At 61.4% G+C, this 20,526-nt stretch carries 16 protein-coding genes; 3 read left to right on the top strand and 13 right to left on the bottom strand.

Going from position 1 to position 20,526, the window contains the following annotated elements:
- Position 1 precedes the first annotated feature (1 nt).
- The 6 genes from ACRZ9X_RS12680 to ACRZ9X_RS12655 all read right to left on the bottom strand — a co-directional run bounded on the left by ACRZ9X_RS12680 (position 2) and on the right by ACRZ9X_RS12655 (position 7,326).
- The gene (locus ACRZ9X_RS12680) at positions 2–1,231 is read right to left on the bottom strand and encodes a DNA recombination protein RmuC (RefSeq protein ID WP_480519354.1); all 1,230 of its coding nucleotides are present in this window, start codon (positions 1,229–1,231) and stop codon (positions 2–4) included.
- 58 nt (positions 1,232–1,289) lie between these two features.
- A complete protein-coding gene (gene mutL / locus ACRZ9X_RS12675) occupies positions 1,290–3,146 on the bottom strand; it encodes a DNA mismatch repair endonuclease MutL (RefSeq protein ID WP_480519352.1) in 1,857 nt (618 codons plus the stop codon).
- 284 nt (positions 3,147–3,430) lie between these two features.
- On the bottom strand, positions 3,431–4,360 hold the full coding sequence (locus ACRZ9X_RS12670) for a metal ABC transporter permease (protein WP_480519350.1): 930 nt from the start codon (positions 4,358–4,360) through the stop codon (positions 3,431–3,433).
- Entirely contained in the window at positions 4,357–5,562 is a 1,206-nt protein-coding gene (locus tag ACRZ9X_RS12665) for a metal ABC transporter permease (protein ID WP_480519348.1), read from the bottom strand. Before ACRZ9X_RS12665 ends, ACRZ9X_RS12670 begins: the two co-directional genes overlap by 4 nt.
- Positions 5,563–5,565: 3 nt before the next feature.
- Positions 5,566–6,369 (bottom strand): metal ABC transporter ATP-binding protein, encoded by an 804-nt coding sequence (locus ACRZ9X_RS12660; protein ID WP_480519346.1) that lies wholly within the window; start codon positions 6,367–6,369, stop codon positions 5,566–5,568.
- A gap of 3 nt (positions 6,370–6,372) precedes the next feature.
- A complete protein-coding gene (locus ACRZ9X_RS12655) occupies positions 6,373–7,326 on the bottom strand; it encodes a metal ABC transporter solute-binding protein, Zn/Mn family (protein ID WP_480519344.1) in 954 nt (317 codons plus the stop codon).
- Positions 7,327–7,524: 198 nt separating this feature from the next.
- On the opposite strand from ACRZ9X_RS12655, the gene deoC reads away from it, so the two are divergent.
- The 3 genes from deoC to ACRZ9X_RS12640 are packed head-to-tail and all read left to right on the top strand — an operon-like array spanning position 7,525 to position 11,745.
- Positions 7,525–8,523, top strand: a complete 999-nt coding sequence (gene deoC, locus ACRZ9X_RS12650; RefSeq protein ID WP_480519342.1) for a deoxyribose-phosphate aldolase — start codon at positions 7,525–7,527, stop codon at positions 8,521–8,523.
- A 47-nt stretch (positions 8,524–8,570) separates the two neighbouring features.
- Positions 8,571–10,904, top strand: coding sequence for an aldehyde dehydrogenase family protein (locus tag ACRZ9X_RS12645; RefSeq protein WP_480519340.1), 2,334 nt, complete (start codon positions 8,571–8,573; stop codon positions 10,902–10,904).
- Positions 10,905–10,929: 25 nt separating this feature from the next.
- Positions 10,930–11,745, top strand: coding sequence for an SDR family oxidoreductase (locus tag ACRZ9X_RS12640; protein WP_480519338.1), 816 nt, complete (start codon positions 10,930–10,932; stop codon positions 11,743–11,745).
- Positions 11,746–11,987: 242 nt separating this feature from the next.
- Here the strand turns inward: ACRZ9X_RS12640 and ACRZ9X_RS12635 are convergent, their stop codons facing one another.
- From ACRZ9X_RS12635 to ACRZ9X_RS12605, 7 genes are all read right to left on the bottom strand, one after another.
- Positions 11,988–13,292: a M16 family metallopeptidase gene (locus tag ACRZ9X_RS12635; RefSeq protein WP_480519336.1), complete on the bottom strand. Its 1,305-nt coding sequence runs from the start codon at positions 13,290–13,292 to the stop codon at positions 11,988–11,990.
- On the bottom strand, positions 13,289–14,629 hold the full coding sequence (locus ACRZ9X_RS12630; protein WP_480519334.1) for a M16 family metallopeptidase: 1,341 nt from the start codon (positions 14,627–14,629) through the stop codon (positions 13,289–13,291). The genes ACRZ9X_RS12635 and ACRZ9X_RS12630 overlap by 4 nt, the downstream gene beginning before the upstream one ends.
- A gap of 80 nt (positions 14,630–14,709) precedes the next feature.
- Complete coding sequence (locus tag ACRZ9X_RS12625) at positions 14,710–15,228, bottom strand: DUF3035 domain-containing protein (protein WP_480519332.1); 519 nt, start codon at positions 15,226–15,228, stop codon at positions 14,710–14,712.
- 49 nt (positions 15,229–15,277) lie between these two features.
- The gene (gene lspA / locus ACRZ9X_RS12620; RefSeq protein WP_480519330.1) at positions 15,278–15,748 is read right to left on the bottom strand and encodes a signal peptidase II; all 471 of its coding nucleotides are present in this window, start codon (positions 15,746–15,748) and stop codon (positions 15,278–15,280) included.
- Complete coding sequence (purH, locus tag ACRZ9X_RS12615; RefSeq protein ID WP_480519328.1) at positions 15,748–17,337, bottom strand: bifunctional phosphoribosylaminoimidazolecarboxamide formyltransferase/IMP cyclohydrolase; 1,590 nt, start codon at positions 17,335–17,337, stop codon at positions 15,748–15,750. Before purH ends, lspA begins: the two co-directional genes overlap by 1 nt.
- A 22-nt stretch (positions 17,338–17,359) precedes the next feature.
- Positions 17,360–19,099: a heparinase II/III family protein gene (locus ACRZ9X_RS12610; protein WP_480519326.1), complete on the bottom strand. Its 1,740-nt coding sequence runs from the start codon at positions 19,097–19,099 to the stop codon at positions 17,360–17,362.
- Between the two features lie 88 nt (positions 19,100–19,187).
- Entirely contained in the window at positions 19,188–20,444 is a 1,257-nt protein-coding gene (locus tag ACRZ9X_RS12605; RefSeq protein WP_480519324.1) for an RsmB/NOP family class I SAM-dependent RNA methyltransferase, read from the bottom strand.
- Between the last annotated feature and the right edge of the window lie 82 nt (positions 20,445–20,526).

The raw sequence follows: 20,526 nt of genomic DNA, 5'->3' as shown, positions 1-20,526 counted from the left end.
CCTAACCCTCGGTCTTGCCCAGCGGCACCACGTTGGTGTGATCCTCAGGCGCAAGTTCCTCGAAATCGAAATTGTCCAGCCGCTGTGCCCGACGCCCGGCCTTTTCCGCGCTGATCTTGATTTCCGAAATATCCTTGGCCGCCTGCCCGAAATGGCGATCCAGGTTCGAGACACGCTCACCCAACCGGTCCACATCCTTGTGCAGCATCCCCAGCTCTTTACGGATCGCACCCGCCTGTTCCCGCATCCGCGCGTCTTTCAGGATCGCGCGCATGGTGTTCAGCGTCGCCATGCAAGTGGTGGGCGACACGATCCAGACGCGTTTGGAAAAACTCTCTTGCACCAGTTCGGGGAATTTGGCGTGTAGCTCGGCATAGACCGCCTCGGAGGGCAGAAACATCAGCGCGCCATCGGCGGTTTCACCATCCAGAATGTATTTCTCGGCAATGTCGTTGATATGCTTGCGCACCGTGCTGCGGAACATCTGCACCGCCGCTTTCAGCTCGGTATCATTGGTCGACCCGATCAGCGCCTCATAGGCCTCGAGCGGGAATTTACTGTCGATCACGATAGGGCCCGGCGGGTTCGGCAGATTGATCAGGCAATCCGCCCGCCGCCCGTTCGACAGCGTCGCCTGCAGCCGAAAGCTGTCCGACGGCAGTGCCTTGGACACGATGTCATTCAGCTGAATCTCTCCGAACGCGCCACGGGTTTGTTTGTTCGACAGGATATCCTGCAGCGACAGCACATCGCCCGACAGTTTGGTGATATTATCCTGCGCCTTGTCGATGGCGGCCAGACGTTCCTGCAATTGCGTCAGCGAGGTCGCGGTCTGTTTCGATGAGCCGTGCAGCGATTCCTTCATCCGTTCCTGCATCTCGGCCAGCGCACGCGCGGATTTCATCGCATTGTCCGCCAGCCGGTCATTCATCTGCTGCTGGACCGAGGACAGCCGCGATTCGACCGTCTGAATCACCTGCACCTGCGCATTGGCTTGCGTGTCCGAGACATGCTGCAATCCGCCGCGCAACTGCTCTTGCCCCTGCCCCAGCTGCTGCACATGCTGGCCCAGATGCGCCATTTGGCGCGCCAATGGCTCGGCCATCCGGGCAGACCGCTGCGCCGCCCGCAGAGACAGAAACAACAGCAACAGGATCAGCGCCAGAACCCCGCCCGCAATCAGGATCACAGGGTCGGTCAACGCATATTGGGTGCCTGCTATCTCAATCATCGCGACTCAGTTTGTTCTTGTTTTGTTTCAATTCTCTTAACCCGCACGCGATATCAAATCAACTGCGCCCGAACAGGCGTTCGATATCGGCCAGCTTCAGTTCGACATAAGTGGGCCGCCCGTGATTGCATTGGCCGGAATGGGGCGTCGCCTCCATCTCGCGCAGCAGGGCGTTCATCTCTTCGGCCCGCATCCGGCGGCCTGAGCGGACGGAACCATGGCAGGCGACTCGGGACAAGATCGCCTCGATCCGCGCCTGCACCATCTGGCTTTCGCCCTGATCGGCCAGTTCATCGAGGATGTCGAGGATCATAGCGCGCGCGTCAACTTCGCCCAGAATGGCCGGGGTCTCGCGTACCGCGATGGCCCCACCACCAAACGGCTCTAACGTCAGACCGAGGCGCGACAGGTCATCGGCCACAGCCAACAGGCGAGCGCAGTCGCCCTCGGACAGTTCGACAATCTCGGGGATCAGCAAAGCCTGCGCGGCCACCCCGTTTTCAGCCATCTGAGCTTTGAGCTTTTCATAGACCAGCCGCTCATGCGCCGCGTGCTGATCGACAATCACCATGCCATCGGCGGTCTGCGCGATGATGTAATTCTCATGCACCTGCCCGCGCGCCGCGCCCAAGGGTAGATCATCCGCCGGGGCTTCGGCGACGGGCGTGGGTTCCGGCACGGGCTCAACGACGCGACCGCTGTAGTCCTGCGACAGTTCCGCAAAGCCCGGGGATTGCGCCCGGTAAGCCGCCTGCCGCGCTGCAGCAGAGGGGCGTTCCATCTGATATACCCGCGCGGGCGCGTGCTGCGCCGGTTCAGGCCGCATCGCGCCCAAGGTCGCATTGGCAACGGTCGAGGAAGCGCGATGTCCCGCCTCTGCCAGAGCGTGCCGCAGAGCCGAGACGATCAATCCGCGCGCAACGCCAGGATCGCGGAACCGGACCTCGGATTTCGCGGGATGCACATTCACATCCACCAGCGTCGGATCGCAGTCGATGAACAAGGCCGCCGCCGGGTGACGGTCGCGGCTGAGGAAATCGAAATAGGCCGCGCGCAGGGCACCGGTCAGCATCTTGTCGCGCACCGGACGGCCATTGACGAACAGGTATTGCGCCACCGCAGCCCCGCGCGAATAGGTCGGTAACGCGGCGTAGCCAAAAAGGCGAATGCCCTCGCGCGTGGCGTCGATCTGCAAGGCATTCTCGGCAAACTCGCGCCCGATCACGCGGGCCAGACGGGCGTGCAATGCGTCAAATAGATCGCCATTCTCGCGGTCGGCGCGGAAGGTCACGCGCCCCTCGCCCCCGCCCGACACGTCGCGCAGAGTGAAGGTGATGGCGGGCTCGGCCATTGCCAGACGTTTCACGGTGTCGGTGATCGCCTGTGTCTCGGCCCGGTCGGTGCGCATGAATTTCAACCGTGCGGGGGTGGCAAAGAACAGGTCGCGCAGCTCGACCACAGTGCCCGAACGCAGGGCGGCTGGTTTCACTGCGTCCATCTTGCCGCCCGCGACGTGAATCTGCGCAGCGTCCGCTCCCGGCACGCGGCTGGTGATGGTCAGACGACCGACCGCACCCAAGGAAGGCAAAGCCTCGCCGCGAAACCCGAAGGTATGGATGTTCAGCAAATCCGAACCGTCGATTTTCGAGGTCGCATGCCGCGACAAGGCCAGCGGCAGGTCCCCGGAGGCTATACCGCACCCGTCATCGGTGACCCGAATCAAAGTCTTCCCCCCGTCCGCAATGTCGATGCCGATGCGGGTCGCGCCAGCGTCTATTGCGTTCTCGATCAGCTCCTTGACTGCCGAGGCCGGGCGTTCCACCACTTCGCCGGCAGCGATGCGGTTGATCGCCGCGTCGTCAAGCTGCCGAATAATGGGCCGATTTTCGTGTATATTGCGGTCTGCATGCACCATACCGCTATACCTAGCACGGTCACATGCGATTCTGCCACCGGTTTGAGACCTTCTTTCAAGCCTTGGAAAAAAGCAGTCCGGCCAGCGCGACCGCGCTTTTGAGGGGGGGAGCGCACGTTGCCGCAGCGGACCGGACTGACCTAAGTGAGTGGTGGTCATACGATTAACAATTGAAGATTCATTACCATGAGGTTTGGAAAAAATCTTGCCAAGAATTTCTCATTGTTTCCACTTGGCGGGGATTGGCCGAAATCAGGCGGAGCCGGTTGGCGTTAACGTGCCTGTCAAGCGGAACTTGGGGCGCCGGCCCGTTTGCGGCAGGGTCCGAACATCGCAGCGCCCGCCAGAATCACCCCCGAGATCGTTGCGATCATTCCGGCGGCGCTGACAGCATCGGCACCGCCCAGCCACAGCGGGCCGTAGCCTGCAAGGATATAGCCCGGAACTGCGGACCCGATGGCAAAAACAATGCTCCATGCGATCTGAGATTCCAGTCGATTGGTCATCATCCGCGCCGCAGCGGGCGGGCAGATGAACATGGCAATAACAATGATGGACCCGACCGCATCGAACGCGGCGACGGCCGCGATGGCGGCGACAATCACCAATGCAAAACCCAACAGGCCGGTGCGAATGCCGATGGTACGGGCGAACCCCTCATCGAAAGTTGAAATCTTGAGAGGCCGCCAGAGCACCCATGTAAAGGCAACAACCACCAGCAATGTCAGCCCGATGCGCGGCAGTTCCGGGGGCAACCCAGCAAGAGACTCGATATCCCAAAGCGACGCCCAGCCGGTGGCATCCAGCCAGATCAGGCTTTCCAGGTTGCCATAAAGCGCGTGTTCCACATCCAGATGCACGCTCGAGGTGTCGGTCTGTTCCAGCAACAGGACACCGGCCGCAAACATAGTGGTAAACACTACACCCATCGCGGCACCCGGCTCGATCTGCCCCAGCCGCCTGATCGCCTCAATCATCACCACGGCGACCACGGCCGCGCCGGCTGCGCCCAGCATCATGGGCCAGGTCGAAATCGCTCCGGTCAGGATAAAGGCCACAACGATCCCCGGAAGAACCACATGGCTGATCGCGTCACCGATCAGGGCCTGACGCCGCAGCACCAGAAAGTTACCCGGCAGGGCACACGCAATGGCCGCGAAGGTGCCGATCAGCAAGGGTGTCAGCGACAGTGCGACAAACTCTTCTCCGGTCATGCGGGCACCCCCTGTGGGCCACCAATCCGGCGGTCGATCTCGGCGATCTGATCGCGGGTCAGCACCGTCTCGATGTCGCGCAACCCGTCATAGAGCGCTGCCGTCGCCTCATGCGCCTGATCAGCCCGCACGATGTCCCACCGTTTCTCGTCACGCAGGGCTTTGGCGGCACGGGCCTTTCCAGCCTCGGTCGCCACCCCGTCTGCGCGGGCCAGACCGGCCCGGCGCAGCAGGCGCAATGTCAGCGGTTCATATATCTTTTGGCCCTGCGCCAGTGCCAGAAGGCCTTGCCGGATATGAACCCGACGCTGGAACTTGAGATGCCGCAAAACTGCGGCCAACACACCACGCACGGGTGCCAGCAACATGGAAATGGCAAACAGCGCAAAAGCAACCAGCACAATGATCGGGCCTGTTGGCAGGTTGGGGGCCGAAGCGGACACCGCCGCGCCCACAAACCCCGAGACCCCACCCATCAGCCCGGCCAACAGCACAACCTGGTCGGACCGCTCGGTCCAGAAACGGGCGGTGACCGGTGGGATGATCAGCAAGGCCACGATCAGGATCAGACCGACGATCTTCAGGCCAACCACAGTCACCGCCATCACAAGCCCCATCATCGCAAGGTCAATGCAGTGGACCTGCACCCCTCGCGCGGCGGCATATTCCGGGTCAAACGCAACAAGGGTCATCGGACGGCGGATGATCATCACAAGGATCAGCGTCGCAGCCCCGCCCAGCGCGATGATCAGCGCATCAGCCCAGAGCATCCCGGCGGTCGAGCCCAGCAGGAACCCTTCAAGCCCGGCCTGCCGCCCCACACCCAGAGTCTGGATCACGGTCAGAAGAACAATGCCAAACCCAAAGAACACCGATAAAACCGCGCCGATCGCGGCATCTTCGGCCAGCCGCGTATGGCGGGTCAGCCAGTTCATGCACAAAAGCCCCACCCATGCAGACAGGGCAGAGCCGGCCAGCAAGCCGATCAGATTGCGCCCATCGCCGCCAAAGGCGACCAGGACCAGAAAGGCCAGGCACACTCCGGGCAGGGTCGCATGGCTGATCGCATCGCTGACCAGCGCACGTTTGCGCAGAAACAGGAAAGTGCCGGTGACACCGGCTGACACGCCCAGCAGACACGCCCCGATGGCAACCAGCGAGGCGTTATAGCCCAGCTGAAGGGTCAGGGCATCCCACAGCATGTCTTACCCCAGCGCGCGCGAAATCTGGTCGATCTGGGCGGTGGCCAGACGGCCTCCGTATGCCGTTTGCAAGGCCTCTGCCGTGAATGCCTCGGCCACCGGACCTTCGGCAACTTTGCGGGTGTTGATCAGGAAGACATGGTCGAAATAGTCGGTGACCGTGGCGAGGTCGTGATGCACGACAACAACGGTTTTCCCGGCTTCTTTCAGCGATTTCAGAACGGCAATAATCGCCTTTTCCGTTGCGGCATCCACACCGGCAAAAGGTTCATCCAGCAGGTACAGATCAGCCCCCTGCGCCAAAGCACGGGCAAGGAACACGCGCTGTTGCTGCCCGCCCGAAAGCTGCCCGATCTGGCGATCCGCAAAATCGCGCATACCGACCCGGTTCAGACAATCCATGGCGCATGAGACATGGCGGGCCCGAACCCGGCCCAGCAGGCCAAGCTCCCGAGACAACCCCATCAGAACCACATCGATCACGCGGGTCGGAAAATCCCAATCGACGCTGGCGCGCTGAGGCACATAGGCGATGCGGGCGCGTTGTTTCTCGATCGGAGTGCCGAACACAGTGACCTGCCCCGACAGCGCGGGCACAATCCCCAGCGCGGCTTTCAGAAGCGTCGATTTACCCGCGCCGTTTGGTCCGATGATTGCTGTCATCGCACCTGGCTGCACGGTCATGTCGACCGAGAACACGGCCGGTTTCTGACCGTAAGAGACGGTCAGACCGCGTATGGCCAGCGGGCTATGGTCGAGACCACTGTCGTGAACCGCTTCGCCCTGATGTGTGGCTAGCTCCAGCATCACTCAGAACCCCGCCGACAAGCTGTCATTCATACCGCGTTCGGGCACATCCGCGCCCAGCGCCCCGGCAATCACGGTCATGTTGTGATCCAGCATCCCGACATAGGTGCCTTCGTAGGTGCCCGGCTCGCCCATCGCATCTGAATACAGTTCGCCACCGACGGTGACCTCGTGCCCTTTGGCCGCCGCGCCTTCAATCAGCGCCCGCATGGACCTGTCCGACACCGAGCTTTCGACAAACACGGCGGTGATCTGACGGTCGACCAGCAGGTCAACAAGTGCGCCAATCCGGTTCAGGCCAGCCTCGGACTGAGTCGAGATGCCCTGAATGCCCAGAACTTCAAATCCGTATTCCGCACCGAAATAACCAAAAGCATCATGCGCCGTGACCAGAACACGACTGTTATCGGGAACCTCGGCAAGAACGCGGTTGCCATAGGCGTGCAGAGCATCAATCTGCGTCAGCAAGACTTGGGCGTTGGCTTCAAACAGATCAGCCGCCTCGGGGCGCGTTTGTGTCAGCGCTTTTTGCACTTCGATCACAACATCGCGCCACAAAACCGGACTCATCCACAGATGAGGATCGTACTTGTCGGCATAATCGTCATGGGCGCGCAGTGTGGTTTTGTCGACACCCTCTGCGACGGCGACCACATTGCGTTTCCGCCCGAGATCATGAAAGAAATCTTCCATCTGAGCTTCGAGATAAAGCCCGTGCCACAACACCAGATCCGCACGGGTCATTGCCACGATATCACTGCGGGTCTGGCGATATGCGTGAGGGTCAACTCCGGGACCCATCAGCCCTTTGACCTCAACCTGATCCCCACCCACCTGATGCACAGCATCCGCGATCATGCCGGTGGTGGCTACCACTTTCAAAGGCGCATCGGCCCATGACGCCATCGGCAAGGCAACAAGGGCCGTTAGGGCAGAAAAAAAAGTGCGGCGAATCATTTGTGACCTCGGGTGAGCATCTCTGTTAGAATGAATATGCGAACCATTCGCAAATTAGTCAATGCTTCTGCGAGTCATTCGCAGGAAACCTGTCTTTTTGTCCATTTGGTCAAAAAATTCACTCCTGAGCTGGCAGTTTGCCTTTCATTTACCCGCAACCCATGCGATTTTGGCGCAAACCTCCCAAAGGATGTGAAGATGGAAACGCAGAGCTCAGACAGCCCCGTGCGCACCGCGCATCTGCCGCAAGTGACCGAACCCCGGAATCCGGGCATGGAACTGGATCTGGACTGGGTGCGCGCCCTGCAGGCCAACACCTCGGCCATTGAACGCCGCGCGGCGACCCTGCCGGGGCGGCGGTCGGTGAAGAAAGATTATCAGGCCGCATGGTTGCTGAAGGCAATCACGATGATCGACCTGACCACGCTGGCGGGCGATGACACCGTGGGCCGTGTGCGCCGCCTGTGCGCCAAGGCCCGCCAACCGGTTGCGCCCGCGCTGTTGCAGGCGATGGACATACCGCCGATCACAACCGGCGCGGTCTGCGTCTATCACGACATGATCGAACCCGCCGTTGCAGCGCTGAAGGGCACCGGCATCCCGGTGGCTGCCGTCTCCACGGGCTTCCCGGCGGGTCTGTCGCCCTTCCATCTGCGCGTGGCCGAGATCGAGGAAAGCGTGAAGGCCGGAGCCGAGGAGATCGACATCGTGATCTCGCGCCGCCACGTGCTGTCCGGCGATTGGCAGGCTTTGTATAATGAGATGAAAGCCTTCCGTGCCGCCTGCGGTGATGCGCATGTAAAGGCCATTCTGGCCACCGGAGAACTGGGCAGCCTGCGCAACGTCGCCCGCGCCTCGGTCGTGTGCATGATGGCGGGGGCGGATTTCATCAAGACCTCGACGGGCAAGGAAAGCGTCAATGCGACCCTGCCCGTGTCACTGGTGATGATCCGCGCGATCCGCGATTTTTATGACCGCACCGGGTATCGTGTCGGCTACAAACCGGCGGGCGGGATTTCAAAAGCCAAGGATGCGCTGGTTTATCTGTCGCTGATCAAGGACGAGTTGGGCAACCGCTGGCTGCAGCCGGACCTGTTCCGCTTTGGGGCCTCATCCCTGCTGGGCGATATTGAACGGCAATTGGAACATTATGTCACCGGAGCCTATTCTGCCGGTTACCGCCATTCACTCGGCTGAGCCTGTAGCGACGTCAGAACAGTGAGTATTTGGGAAAAGATGAAGTCATGAGCGTTACAGAAATCTTCGAAACCATGGACTATGGCCCCGCCCCCGAAAGCGCGGCGGAAGCGCTGGCCTGGCTGGTCGATCAGGGCGATAAATTCGGCCACTATATCGACGGGGGGTTCACCAAACCGGGCAAAGGGTTCGAAAGTCGCAACCCGGCGACCGGAGAGGTTCTGGCCAAGCTGACGCAAGCCAAGCAAGGGGACGTGGACGCTGCGGTCACCGCAGCGCGTAAGGCGCAACCCAAGTGGGAGAAGCTGGGCGGCGCGGGGCGGGCGCGGTACCTTTATGCCATTGCACGGCTGTTGCAGAAGCATGCGCGGCTGTTTGCGGTGCTGGAGAGCATGGATAACGGCAAGCCGATACGGGAATCCCGTGACATCGACATTCCGCTGGCACAGCGGCATTTCTATTACCACGCGGGTATGGCGCAACTGATGGAAAGCGAGTTGCCGGACGCGCAGGCACTCGGTGTTTGTGGGCAGATCATCCCGTGGAACTTCCCATTGCTGATGCTGGCGTGGAAGATCGCGCCTGCGCTGGCGATGGGGAATACGGTGGTTCTGAAACCGGCCGAATACACTTCGCTGACCGCGTTGCTGTTCGCCGATATCTGCACGCAAGCCGGGCTGCCCAAGGGCGTCGTCAATATCGTCACCGGCGATGGTGCGGTGGGCGAGATGATCGTGAACGCCGACGTGGACAAGATCGCCTTTACCGGTTCGACTGTTGTGGGGCGGCGTATTCGGGAGGCAACGGCAGGTTCCGGCAAGGAACTGACGTTGGAACTGGGCGGAAAGTCTGCCTACATTGTGTTCGACGATGCGGATATCGATTCCGCCATCGAAGGTCTGGTCGATGCGATCTGGTTCAATCAGGGTCAGGTCTGCTGTGCCGGATCACGCCTTTTGGTGCAGGAAGGCATCGCCGACCGTTTCCACGACAAACTGCGCGCGCGGATGGATGGCTTGCGCGTTGGCGACCCGCTGGACAAATGCATCGACGTTGGCGCGGTTGTCGATCCGGTGCAGTTGCAGACGATCAAAAGCATGGTCGAAAGCAACACGGTTGGGCATGTGCATCAGGCTGCCTGCGAATTGCCTGCAAATGGCTGCTACTACCCACCGACGCTGATCTCGGGCCTTGAGACCTCAGACCCGCTGATGCAGGAGGAGATCTTTGGCCCGGTGCTGGTGTCCTCGACCTTCCGTACTCCGGCTGAGGCGGTCGAGCTGGCCAACAACACCCGCTATGGGCTGGCCGCGACGGTCTGGACCGAGAATGTGAACCTTGCGCTGGATATCGCGCCCAAGCTGGTCGCAGGCGTAGTCTGGGTGAATGCCACCAACCTGTTCGACGCCGCCGCGGGATTCGGCGGCGTGCGCGAAAGCGGTTTTGGCCGCGAAGGCGGTTGGGAAGGTCTGACGGCCTATACCAAACCCAAATACAAAGCCAAGCCGCTGGCGAAACTCGAAGCGGCCACAGGCGAAGGCGCGCCAGTCGATCCCATCGACCGCACCGCCAAGATGTATGTCGGCGGCAAGCAGGCGCGGCCCGATGGCGGCTATTCAAAACCCGTCTGGGGCAAAATCGGCCTATTGGGCCATGTGGGTCTTGCCAACCGCAAGGACGTGCGTAACGCGGTTGAGGCCGCCGCAGGGGCCAAAGGTTGGTCCAAAACCACCGGCCATCTGCGGGCGCAAATCCTGTATTACATCGGCGAGAACCTCTCGGCCCGCGCCAGCGAATTTGCCGCGCGTATCGATGGCATGACCAGTGGCAAGACCGGCGCGAAAGAGGTGGACGCCTCGATCCAGCGCCTGTTCACCGCCGCAGCCTGGGCTGACAAATATGACGGTCAGGTGCATGGCGTCCCGATCCGGGGCGTTGCCATCGCGATGAAGGAACCCGTTGGCGTGATCGGTGCGCTCTGTGCGGATGAGGCACCGCTGCTGGGTCTTGTCTCTGCCATGGCCCCCGCAATTGCGATGGGCAACCGGACGGTTCTGGTGGCATCCGAGCCTTATCCGTTGGCCGCAACCGATTTCTACCAGATCCTGGAAACCTCGGACGTGCCAGCGGGCGTGGTCAACATCCTGACCGGCAGCCACGCTGAATTGGCGAAACCTCTGGCCTCGCATCTGAACGTGGATGCAGTCTGGTCGTTCTCGTCCACCGATCTGTCGAAAGAGATCGAGGCCGTGTCTGCCGGGAACCTTAAGCGCACATGGGTCACTAACGCGACGGCAATGGACTGGAGCATGGACCATTCGCGCCGCTTCCTGCAGGCTGCGACCGAAGTGAAAAACATCTGGGTGCCCTACGGCGAATAGGGTACCCGCATCAGCGGAGGCCCATATGGATTTCTCAGGACAAACCGTCATCGTTATCGGCGGCACCAGCGGTATCAACCGAGGCATTGCCGCGGCTTTTGCGGCCTCGGGTGCCAAGCTGGCCGTGGCCAGCCGGTCGCAGGACAAGGTGGATGATACCGTCGCCGCGCTGAAAACTGCTGGCGCGCAGGACGCCATCGGCGCGGCATTTGACGTGCGCGATCCGGACGAGGTGGCCGCGGGCTTGAAACAGTTCCACGACACGATTGGGGATTTCGACGTCCTGGTCTCGGGCGCGGCGGGGAACTTTCCTGCGCTGGCAGCCGAAATGTCCGTAAATGCATTCAAAACCGTGATCGATATCGATTTGATGGGCACTGTCCATGTGATGAAAGGGGCTTATCCTTACCTCAAACGACCCGGTGCCAGTATCATCAACATCTCGGCCCCACAGGCATTTCTACCCTATGAAGGACAGGCTCATGTCTGCGCCGCCAAGGCCGGAGTCGACCAGATCACCCGCACCTTGTCGATGGAATGGGGAGGCGAGGGCATTCGGGTGAATTCCGTCGTGCCCGGATTTATCGAGAATACGGAAGGGGCCCGGCGCCTTGCCCCGACCGAGGATGCCGCCGAAAAACTGCGCGCGGACGTCCCCGTCGGTCGCTGGGGCACCGTGCAGGACGTGGCCAATGCCTGCCTGTTTCTGAGCTCGGATTTGGCGAGCTACATCAGCGGGACCGTCCTGTCCGTGGACGGAGCACTGTATCAGCGCGGATCGGGCAAGTTTGGCCAGATGATGGGGCAGATGTTGCGTGCACAGATTAAAACACGCGCATAAATCTGATTAACCTGTGAATTTGGTCATGTTCAATGCCAGATGACCGACCCAACGCAAGGCGCATTCAACGGACTGAATCTGGAATCACTGAAACCGCAAAAGTCCCGCAGGCTGCTGAGCACGGCGTCGGTCATATCGACGACGCGTTGAAAGCCGCGCATTTCAGGCATGCGCGGCAGAAGCTGCTCAACAGCAACAATCACACGCTTCAGGCGCAAAGGCAGCCCGCCGCAGCCTGAGGTTCAGCCGTCCAAGCCTTCGGGCTTGCCAACGATGGTGAAATGCAGCCCCTCGGGGTCCAGCAGTTCCGAGGCAACACGGTTTACATCCTCGAGCGTCACGGCGTTAACCTTGTCGTTGCGGGTGGCGATATAGTCGATGGGCAAGTCTTCCATCTGCATGCCCACCATGATCCCCGCAATCTGGCCGTTGCCATCGAACCGCAGAGGATAGGCCCCGGTGAGATAGGTCTTGGCGTCATCCAGCTCTTTCTGGGTCACACCTTCAGATGCGGCGCGCGCCCATTCGTTGCGAATGACCTCGACCGCATCGGCGATGCGATCATTGGCCGAAGACACCGAACCCAGATAGACCGACGCCAGGTCCTTGGGCACAAGAAAGGTCGAGACACCATAGGTCAGGCCACGCTTTTCACGCACTTCCTGCATCAGACGGCTTTCGAACCCGCCCCCGCCCAGAATATGGTTCAGGATGAAGGCTGCAAAGAAATCGGGATCGTGGCGATCAATTCCGGCATGACCAAACAGCGCCACCGATTGCGGCGTGTCGAACTCGACCACACTGACACCACCGGCGATTGTCACGTCCGCGCGGTCGGGGATAGGTTTTCCGGTCGCGGGCAGGTCCGCCAAAAGTTTGTCCAGCAACACTCCCAACTCGTCAGCGGTGATGTCACCCACCGCGCCCACATATAGCCGGTCCTTGGCAAAGACATTCTCATAGGCCGTCACGATATCGTCACGGGTCAGCGCGGTGACACTTTCGATTGTCCCCTTGCCGTCCGAGCCATAGGGGTGATCGCCATAGGCCATCTGTGCAAAGCTGCGCCCGGCGATGTCATTGGGGTCGGTCTGGTCTGATCTCAGGCCGGAAATAACCTGCGCCCGCACCCGGTCCACCGCATCCTGATCAAAGCGCGGCTCGTGTATGGTGGTGCGTAGCAGGTCGGCCACATCATCGCGGTTCTCGGTCAGAAACCGGGCAGAAATCGACACGGTATCATCCGTCGCCCGATAGCTGAACGATGCAGCCAGAGATTCAAGTTCGCGCGCATAGCTGCGCGCATCCATATCGCCTGCGCCCTCTTCGATCAGGCCGCTCATCAGATAGACCGCGCCTCGCTTGTCGGGATCATCCAAAGAGGTACCCCCGCGAAACCGCAGTTCCAGCGCAGTGAAGGGGATCGAGTGATCTTCGACCAGCCAGGCCGTGATCCCCCCGGGCGAGGTGACTTCCTGTATCTCGATCTCGGCCCAGGCGGGCACGGCCAAGACAACGGCGATCAGGGTTGCGAACAGCTTTTTCATTGCGTCACCTCATCGTCGCGCATCAGCCAGCCTGTCACGGATGCTTCGCGTTGCAGCACCTCGCGCGCAGCGGCGATAATCTCGTCCCCGGTCACGGCCTGCAGAATGTCGGGCCAGGCCTGCACATCCTCGACCGTGAGACCGCTGGTCAGCGCGCGGCCATAGCGGTTACCGATCCCGTCCACATTGTCACGGGCATAGGTCTGGGACGCACGCAGCTGCATCTTGATCCGGTCCAGATCGTCTTCGTTCACACCTTCGGCGATGAAGTCGGCCACAACCTGATCCATTGCATCCTCGGCCTCTTGCAAGGAAACACCCTGCGCTGGAACAATCAGCAGATCAAAGGTCGTGTCATCCAGCGACAACCCGCGGTAAAATGCGCCGGTAAAGACCGCCTTTTGCTGTTCGAACTGCAGCTTTTCATTCAGGTACGAGGTCGTACCGCCGCCCAGTAATTCGGCCAGCAGAAACAGCGCGGCGGCCTTTTCCTGTGCACCCGCATCGCGTTCCGGTGCCAGATAACTGCGCTGAACATAGGGCTGCGAAACCCGAGGATCCTTGAAGGTCAGGCGGCGTTCAGCGGTTTGCGGCGGCTCTTGCGAGCGAATGCGTTCGGGCAGATCGGGATTGGCCGGGATGACGCCGTAATAGGTTTCCGCCAGTGTCTTGACCTCATCGGGGTCAACATCACCGGTCACCACCAGAATGGCGTTATTGGGCGCGTAATGGGTCTGGTAGAAGGACAGCGCATCCTCCATATCCAGCGTCTCCATCTCATGCCGCCAGCCGATGATCGGCACGCCATAGCGATGGTTGAGGTACTGCGCCGCGCTCAGCTGTTCACCAAACAAGGCGCGCGGGTTGTTTTCGGTGCGCTGGTTGCGCTCTTCAAGGATCACGTCGCGCTCGGTGACGATATCCTCTTCGGTCAGACGGATGTTGCGCATGCGGTCCGCCTCCATCCGCATCATCAATTCCAGCCGGTCGGCGGCGACACGCTGGAAATATGCGGTGTAGTCATAAGAGGTGAACGCGTTGTCATTGCCGCCATTGGCAGCCACGGTCGCGGAAAATTCGCCCGGGGCCAGCGTATCGGTGCCTTTGAACAGCAGGTGCTCCAAAAAATGCGCCACACCGGACGATCCGATCGGTTCATCCGCGGAACCCGCACGATACCAGACCATATGCTGCACAACAGGGGCGCGGTGGTCCTCGACCACAACAACGTCCATGCCGTTATCCAGCGTGAAGGTGGTAACCGCCTCATGCCCTTCCTTGGCCACAAGGGGGGTTGCGACGATCAGGGCAGCCGACAATACCAGGGCCCGAACCATGGGACATCCTCCGTTTCGTTTCACGCTTCAAACTACGGTGGTCCCGCGCGGGTTCAAGTGCGATGACGAAAAGTTAAGGATTATTCATCCGCCGGGGGTGCCGAGGGTGTTTCGATCCCGGCGCGGCGCGCCGCCTGGTTCTGAGCTTCCGCATTCAGCGCATCACGCCGATAAACCTGTTCGTACCGGTCCACGTTGAACAGGCGCAGGCGGGTCAGGCGGCCCTGACGCTTGCGGAAATCGGCATCCTCCTGCGCCAGAACCTGACGCGTGTCCGGCGCCACGCCATAGCGGCTTGAGGCGGTGACCAGCGCCGCGTCCCCTGACGGAATCGAGGTATTGGGATTCAGCGCCGCAGCATTGCCGCCCAAAGCAACCACCGCATCGGCATTGGGGGTCGGGTCGGTCAGGTTCCCGCCGCCCGGTGTCGGTGCGGGCAAGAAGGCATAATCTTCGGGCTGGGTCAGCGGCTTAACAGGCAGCACAGAAAACTCATCCGGTCCCGGCCCCGGCGCCTGCAGATGGCGCAAACCAATATCGGAACACCCCGCAATTGCGAGGACAGCCGTCAGGGCAAAAATGGAACGCGGCAACCGCATCAGAGTCTCCAGCCTTTTTGGGCGCTTTTACCTTATTTCCACAGGCGCGTCACGTGGGCTTTTTGCCCTCGAACAATACAAGCCCGATCGCGCCTGCAAATATGAACACATCCGCCAGATTGAACACGAACGGGTTGTCGATACCGCAGCAGGACATATTCAGAAAGTCCAGAACATAGCCGTAAAGCACACGGTCGACGACATTTCCCAGCGCGCCGCCGATCAGCAACCCGCCGCACAGCAACATCATTTTCGACGGGGCCGTGCGCAAAAGCCAAATCAGAACACCGACGCAAATTCCCAGCGAGATACCGATCAGCACCCAGCGCGCGGCATCGCTGTTGCCCTGAAACAAGCCAAAGTTTATGCCGCGATTCTCGCCGTATTTGAACACCACAAGTGGCGGCAGCACGTCGATATTGCCCTCGGCCACGCGCATGACATGAACGACCAGATATTTACTGGCCTGGTCAATCAGAAAGGCTGCGAGGCTGGCCCAAAGAAGAAGGGGATTGCGCATCAGTGCCGGAAATGCCGCATGCCGGTGAAGACCATGGCCAGACCGGCCTCGTCCGCCGCTGCGATCACTTCGTCGTCGCGCATGGAGCCACCGGGCTGGATGACGCAGGTTGCACCCGCCTGTGCCGCCTCCATCAACCCGTCAGGGAAGGGGAAGAACGCGTCCGACGCCACCGCCGAACCGATGGTCAGCGGTTGCGACAGGTTCAGCGAGTCAGCCATGCGCTCGGCCTTCTTGGCCGCGATCAGGGCCGAGTCGAAGCGGCTCATCTGCCCGGCACCGACGCCCACGGTTGCACCGTCTTTGACATAGACGATGGCGTTCGACTTGACGTGTTTCGCAACTTTCCACGCGAACAGAAGATCGCGCATCTGATCCTCGGTCGGGGCCTTCTTGGTGACAACCTTCAGATCGTCCATGCCCACAAAACCATTGTCCTTATCCTGAACCAGCAGACCTCCGGCGACCTGGCGCACGGTTTTGCCGCCCGCGGTCACATCGGGCAGGTCTTCTGTGGTCAGCAGACGCAGGTTCTTCTTGGCAGCAAAGATCGCCTTGGCCTCATCCGATGCGCCCGGAGCGATCACGACTTCTGTGAAAATCCCAGTGATCTCCTGCGCGGTTTCCGCATCCAGCGGCTGGTTCAATGCCACGATCCCACCAAAGGCCGAGGTGCGGTCACAGTCGAACGCGGCCTTATAGGCCTCAAGCAGCGTCGCGCCTTTGGCCACGCCGCAGGGGTTGGCGTGTTTGATGATGGCACAGGCGGCACCTTCCGCCGGGTCGAATTCGGCCACCAGTTCGAACGCGGCATCGGTGTCATTGATGTTGTTATAGCTCAACTCCTTGCCCTGATGCTGCACGGCAGTCGCCACGCCGGGGCGACCCGAGCCATCGGTGTAGAATGCCGCCGTCTGATGGCTGTTTTCGCCATAGCGCAGAGTCTGTTTCAGTTCACCAGCAAAGGCGCGGCGTTTCGGGGCCTCAAGCTCCAGCGCGCCGGCCAGCCAGTTCGACACGGCGGTGTCATAAGCGGCGGTGCGGGCATAGGCCTTTTGTGCCAGCTTGCGGCGGAATTTCGGGCAGGTCGCGCCGTTATGCTGGTCCATGTCGCCCAGCAGCTTGTCATAATCCTCGACATCCACGACCACGTTCACAAAGGCATGGTTCTTGGCCGCCGCGCGGATCATCGCCGGGCCGCCAATGTCGATATTCTCGACACATTCGTCATAGCCTGCACCTTTGGCCACGGTCGCCTCGAACGGATAGAGGTTCACCACCAACAGGTCGATCGCGCCGATCCCGTGCTCGGTCATCGCCGCCACATGCGTGTCGTTGTCCCGCAGCGCCAGCAGCCCGCCATGCACCATCGGGTGCAGCGTTTTCACCCGGCCATCCATCATCTCGGGGAAACCGGTGACCTCGCTGACATCCTTCACATCCAGCCCCGCATCGCGCAGCACGCGCGCCGTGCCGCCGGTCGACAGCAACTCGACCCCGCGTTCGGCCAAGGCCTTGCCCAGCTCGATCAGCCCGGTCTTGTCGGAAACGGAAAGCAACGCGCGGCGCACGGGGTGAAGGTCGGTCATGGGTCCAAAGGTCCTTTTGGCGTCAGTCGAAAACGGGCTCGTCCCGGTGCAGGTCGCGCACGGCATAGGCTGTATCCTGTGCCTTGCTCAGCGTCCACCGGGTGCGCGTCGCATACTCCATTGCGCGGCCAGATAGAACGATCTGTTTTGTCGCGCGTGGCTTCAGGCGGCCTTTTTCCAGATAAACGCTTGGTTCAACGGACAATCTGGCCGCGCCGTCATGACGGAAAACCCAGATTTCGCCGCTTTTTAGGGCCATCGACACCGCAGCTCCGCCGAGATCCAGCGCCGCGTCCACGTCGGGATGCAGGTGAAACCGGATGTCATAGCGCACGCCAGACAGGCCCGAAGCATCCATCGCCTTGTCAAACTGCTTTTTCGACTTGTCGGTGGACGTCAGCAAAATATCCTCGCCGATCAGTTCCCGCCCGTCAAAGCGCAGCTCGAAGGTGCGGGCATGGGTCAGGCCGAACACTTTGGCATAACCGTCATGCCCCGCCATGAACCGCGTGCCCTCAAAAGCGTCTTCGAAATCGGTCGGCACGTCTTTTGGGCCATCCACCAGAGCTTCAGAGGCCGAGCCTTTCATCGGCGGCGCAAGACGGGCGCTGGAGAACCCATCGACGCATAGAGTGGAATGCGACGGCGTGGCCCGACCGGCCCGGCGCCATTCCTGACCAAAACTTGCGCCTGATCCGCAATTCACGATCAAGGGCCGCCGCCCCGAGGTCAGCTCGAATGCAAGCGCCGAAGCGTGAGCGTTATATGAGGCAGCCCCTTTGGGCGGCAAACTGGCATCAACGATCACCGTTGTACGTGAGGCGGATAAACGGGCAAAGCCCATGGACAAGTCCGAATGCTGCCGCGGCTTCACACCGCTTTGCGCCAGCGCCTGATCCAGCCGCCCTTCCAGGCCGCGCCCGCCACCGTGGAAGCGGGCCAGCGCCCCATCGGCATGGCGCAGGTTGCGCAATGTCGGAGCGATCCGGCGGATCGCTTCGGTCTGCGCTGCCGGGGTCCCGCGCCCCACTTCGCTCAGCGCGGCCGAAGTCCAGGCAAGCAAGGTAAAGACCTCCAACAGCTCTTCGGGGTTACGGGTCGGAATACCACCTTCGGCATCCACCTGTTTCCCGCATTCATAGGCCAGGGCGCGCAGGGCCGGGTCGGCCAACTGCTCGCGCCCTTCCAGCGCCAGACCCGCCTGCACCAGACCGGCCAAAGCCTCGAACCGGGGCAGGCCCGGCGTGGCCGAAGGCCAGCGTTTTGAAAGAAACCACGTTTGTTGCGCCAAAGACCGGAAGAATGCCTTGCTTTGTGCCTCGTCCACGCCGCGCAACAGGAATAGTGCGTGGTTGATCCAGCGCATCACGCGGCGGCCGGTCAGATCGGGCACCCAGCCCGGACCCTGTCCGCGCCCATGGGCCTCGATCCAGCCCCAGACCCAGCGCTGCGCCTTTTCCCGCGCGCGCATATCACCCACCGCCGCCAGATCGTCGAGCCAGGCAAAACCATGGCGTTCATCATCGAAATCCGCGCTTGGGGCGGCGACGTCCCACAGCTCAGTGTCTTCTGCCTCGACCAGAAAGCCAGAGAACAACAAGTTTCCAGCGACCAGTTGCCGGCCGCGCGCAAATGAGCCCACCGTGCGAGGCTCCGGCTGCCCCACAAAGCCCGACACCGCCTTCTGGCGCTGGCTGAGCCGCGCATAAAAGCGGTTTTGAAACCGCGACCAGCGGTTGGCCATTGTGTCCGAATCTGACATGACGCTTGCGACTCTGCCCCTCACGCTCTGCTGGCGTTTGAACCAACGATAGACAGGTCCGAACGTCAAGTCATCGAAAAGCGTCGCCTCAGCCTGATTTGTTCAGGCGGGCGATATAGAATCCGTCCATGCCGCCTTGCTCAGGCCAATAATCGGGCCGCAGGCGCAACCCGCCTTCCTCGGTGATCCAGCCCGCGTCAACCCCGGCAACGCTCAGCGCCACCCGGTCGATGGTCATGTCCTTGTGCTGCTCCAGCGCGTCTTCGATCTGAACCTCGCCCTCGTCCGGCAGCAATGAGCATGTGCAATAGACCAGCCGCCCGCCCGGTTTCAGCAGACCCCATGCATGGGCCAACATGCGCGCCTGCAGATCGATCAACCCGCCGAATTCCGAACCGTCCTTGGCAAAGGGCAAATCGGGATGACGCCGGATCGTGCCTGTGGCCGAGCATGGAGCGTCCAGAAGGATGGCATCATACCGGCCCTGATGGTCCAGCGCGTCCCCCGCGATCACCTTGGCCTTCAGCCCCGTGCGCCCAAGGTTCTCGCGCACACGCTCCAGCCGTGTGTCCGAAATGTCCAGCGCTGTCACATCGGCCCCCATTGCAGCCAGCTGCAGGGTCTTTCCACCGGGTGCTGCACAGATGTCCAGAATGTGCTCGCCCTTTGTCGGCGCCAGAACCTGAACCGGCAGAGCCGCCGCCGCATCCTGAACCCACCAATCGCCGCGATCATAGCCGGGCAACGCCGAAACCTGCCCCGCATCACGCAGGCGCATGGACCCAGTCGGCAAGGCCTCACCGGGGCCGTTTGCACCGGGCTTTACCGTGATATCCAGCGGTGCCCCATCGAAATGCGCCCGTTCCATGCCCGCAACGGCCTCGGCGCCCCAGGCCATGATGAGCGGCTCTCGCAGCCAGTCCGGCAGGCGCGGCACGCGCATTTTAGGCCAGGCATCGGGGCCTTCGGCGGCAACTTTTCGCAAAACCGCGTTTACCAGCCCTTTCAAACGGCCATGCTTGCGCGAGCGGCCAACGATTTCGACCATCGAATTCACCACGCCATGCGCGGCCTCTCCGTGGCACAGCTCGACCGCGCCCAGGCGCAATGCGTTGTGGACGGCCAGGGCGGGGATACGCTTGAGATGGTTGTCCAGCAGCCGGTCGGCTCGTTCCATCCCGCGCAGGGTTTCCAGCGTCAGACGTTGGGCCCGGGCACGGTCCTCGGGGTCCAGCCGGTCCAGAGCGCCCGCAGCAAGGCATTCGGACAAAAGCCGTCCTTCGCCCAGAATCTGATCCAGAAGATAGATCGCGCTGCGCCGCGCGGCTGTAGCGTTATCGGACATGTAATCGCCTTTGCTGTGACCCTCGTCCGCATTGCCTTGAGCGGACGAGGGCGTATATCAAGGCGCGGAACGGAAAGGAACC

The organism is Ruegeria sp. AL1, from assembly GCF_056540905.1.
The sequence above is the reverse complement of the archived record's forward strand: the minus strand, read 5'-3'. Positions and strand labels throughout refer to the sequence as shown.